This window comes from Comamonas sp. F1-6, from assembly GCF_039581415.1.
Taxonomy (GTDB): domain Bacteria; phylum Pseudomonadota; class Gammaproteobacteria; order Burkholderiales; family Burkholderiaceae_C; genus Comamonas; species Comamonas thiooxydans.
The window spans coordinates 1-2924 of record NZ_JBCPWN010000051.1; the positions used below are offsets into that span (position 1 = coordinate 1).

4 protein-coding genes are annotated in these 2924 nt (G+C 63.2%); 2 read left to right on the top strand and 2 right to left on the bottom strand.

Annotated features, from left to right (window positions below; all coding sequences use genetic code 11):
- Positions 1–23 precede the first annotated feature (23 nt).
- Positions 24–266 carry a transposase gene (locus tag AAIL66_RS24130; RefSeq protein ID WP_000844627.1) on the top strand — a complete coding sequence of 81 codons (243 nt, stop codon included), beginning with the start codon at positions 24–26 and terminating at the stop codon, positions 264–266.
- A gap of 31 nt (positions 267–297) precedes the next feature.
- Here AAIL66_RS24130 and tetR(A) read toward each other — a convergent pair whose 3' ends face one another.
- On the bottom strand, positions 298–948 hold the full coding sequence (gene tetR(A) / locus AAIL66_RS24135; protein WP_000164043.1) for a tetracycline resistance transcriptional repressor TetR(A): 651 nt from the start codon (positions 946–948) through the stop codon (positions 298–300).
- Between the two features lie 105 nt (positions 949–1053).
- Between tetR(A) and tet(A) the strand changes: the two genes are divergently transcribed.
- Positions 1054–2253, top strand: a complete 1200-nt coding sequence (gene tet(A) / locus AAIL66_RS24140) for a tetracycline efflux MFS transporter Tet(A) (protein ID WP_012579085.1) — start codon at positions 1054–1056, stop codon at positions 2251–2253.
- Between the two features lie 31 nt (positions 2254–2284).
- On the opposite strand, the gene AAIL66_RS24145 is transcribed toward tet(A), so the two are convergent.
- Positions 2285–2924: EamA family transporter (locus AAIL66_RS24145; protein WP_061349411.1), on the bottom strand; the 640-nt coding region annotated here is incomplete at its 5' end.

The window sequence follows — 2924 nt, forward strand, 5'->3', positions numbered from 1 at the left end:
ATCTCATCTGCGCAAGGCAGAACGTGAAGACGGCCGCCCTGGACCTCGCCCGCGAGCGCCAGGCGCACGAGGCCGGCGCGCGGACCCGCGCCACGGCCCACGAGCGGACGCCGCAGCAGGAGCGCCAGAAGGCCGCCAGAGAGGCCGAGCGCGGCCGTGAGGCTTGGACGCTAGGGCAGGGCATGAAAAAGCCCGTAGCGGGCTGCTACGGGCGTCTGACGCGGTGGAAAGGGGGAGGGGATGTTGTCTACATGGCTCTGCTGTAGTGAGTGGGTTGCGCTCCGGCAGCGGTCCTGATCAATCGTCACCCTTTCTCGGTCCTTCAACGTTCCTGACAACGAGCCTCCTTTTCGCCAATCCATCGACAATCACCGCGAGTCCCTGCTCGAACGCTGCGTCCGGACCGGCTTCGTCGAAGGCGTCTATCGCGGCCCGCAACAGCGGCGAGAGCGGAGCCTGTTCAACGGTGCCGCCGCGCTCGCCGGCATCGCTGTCGCCGGCCTGCTCCTCAAGCACGGCCCCAACAGTGAAGTAGCTGATTGTCATCAGCGCATTGACGGCGTCCCCGGCCGAAAAACCCGCCTCGCAGAGGAAGCGAAGCTGCGCGTCGGCCGTTTCCATCTGCGGTGCGCCCGGTCGCGTGCCGGCATGGATGCGCGCGCCATCGCGGTAGGCGAGCAGCGCCTGCCTGAAGCTGCGGGCATTCCCGATCAGAAATGAGCGCCAGTCGTCGTCGGCTCTCGGCACCGAATGCGTATGATTCTCCGCCAGCATGGCTTCGGCCAGTGCGTCGAGCAGCGCCCGCTTGTTCCTGAAGTGCCAGTAAAGCGCCGGCTGCTGAACCCCCAACCGTTCCGCCAGTTTGCGTGTCGTCAGACCGTCTACGCCGACCTCGTTCAACAGGTCCAGGGCGGCACGGATCACTGTATTCGGCTGCAACTTTGTCATGCTTGACACTTTATCACTGATAAACATAATATGTCCACCAACTTATCAGTGATAAAGAATCCGCGCGTTCAATCGGACCAGCGGAGGCTGCTCCGGAGGCCAGACGTGAAACCCAACAGACCCCTGATCGTAATTCTGAGCACTGTCGCGCTCGACGCTGTCGGCATCGGCCTGATTATGCCGGTGCTGCCGGGCCTCCTGCGCGATCTGGTTCACTCGAACGACGTCACCGCCCACTATGGCATTCTGCTGGCGCTGTATGCGTTGGTGCAATTTGCCTGCGCACCTGTGCTGGGCGCGCTGTCGGATCGTTTCGGGCGGCGGCCAATCTTGCTCGTCTCGCTGGCCGGCGCCACTGTCGACTACGCCATCATGGCGACAGTGCCTTTCCTTTGGGTTCTCTATATCGGGCGGATCGTGGCCGGCATCACCGGGGCGACTGGGGCGGTAGCCGGCGCTTATATTGCCGATATCACTGATGGCGATGAGCGCGCGCGGCACTTCGGCTTCATGAGCGCCTGTTTCGGGTTCGGGATGGTCGCGGGACCTGTGCTCGGTGGGCTGATGGGCGGTTTCTCCCCCCACGCTCCGTTCTTCGCCGCGGCAGCCTTGAACGGCCTCAATTTCCTGACGGGCTGTTTCCTTTTGCCGGAGTCGCACAAAGGCGAACGCCGGCCGTTACGCCGGGAGGCTCTCAACCCGCTCGCTTCGTTCCGGTGGGCCCGGGGCATGACCGTCGTCGCCGCCCTGATGGCGGTCTTCTTCATCATGCAACTTGTCGGACAGGTGCCGGCCGCGCTTTGGGTCATTTTCGGCGAGGATCGCTTTCACTGGGACGCGACCACGATCGGCATTTCGCTTGCCGCATTTGGCATTCTGCATTCACTCGCCCAGGCAATGATCACCGCCCCTGTAGCCGCCCGGCTCGGCGAAAGGCGGGCACTCATGCTCGGAATGATTGCCGACGGCACAGGCTACATCCTGCTTGCCTTCGCGACACGGGGATGGATGGCGTTCCCGATCATGGTCCTGCTTGCTTCGGGTGGCATCGGAATGCCGGCGCTGCAAGCAATGTTGTCCAGGCAGGTGGATGAGGAACGTCAGGGGCAGCTGCAAGGCTCACTGGCGGCGCTCACCAGCCTGACCTCGATCGTCGGACCCCTCCTCTTCACGGCGATCTATGCGGCTTCTATAACAACGTGGAACGGGTGGGCATGGATTGCAGGCGCTGCCCTCTACTTGCTCTGCCTGCCGGCGCTGCGTCGCGGGCTTTGGAGCGGCGCAGGGCAACGAGCCGATCGCTGATCGTGGAAACGATAGGCCTATGCCATGCGGGTCAAGGCGACTTCCGGCAAGCTATACGCGCCCTAGGAGTGCGGTTGGAACGTTGGCCCAGCCAGATACTCCCGATCACGAGCAGGACGCCGATGATTTGAAGCGCACTCAGCGTCTGATCCAAGAACAACCATCCTAGCAACACGGCGGTCCCCGGGCTGAGAAAGCCCAGTAAGGAAACAACTGTAGGTTCGAGTCGCGAGATCCCCCGGAACCAAAGGAAGTAGGTTAAACCCGCTCCGATCAGGCCGAGCCACGCCAGGCCGAGAACATTGGTTCCTGTAGGCATCGGGATTGGCGGATCAAACACTAAAGCTACTGGAACGAGCAGAAGTCCTCCGGCCGCCAGTTGCCAGGCGGTAAAGGTGAGCAGAGGCACGGGAGGTTGCCACTTGCGGGTCAGCACGGTTCCGAACGCCATGGAAACCGCCCCCGCCAGGCCCGCTGCGACGCCGACAGGATCTAGCGCTGCGTTTGGTGTCAACACCAACAGCGCCACGCCCGCAGTTCCGCAAATAGCCCCCAGGACCGCCATCAATCGTATCGGGCTACCTAGCAGAGCGGCAGAGATGAACACGACCATCAGCGGCTGCACAGCGCCTACCGTCGCCGCGACCCCGCCCGGCAGGCGGTAGACCGAA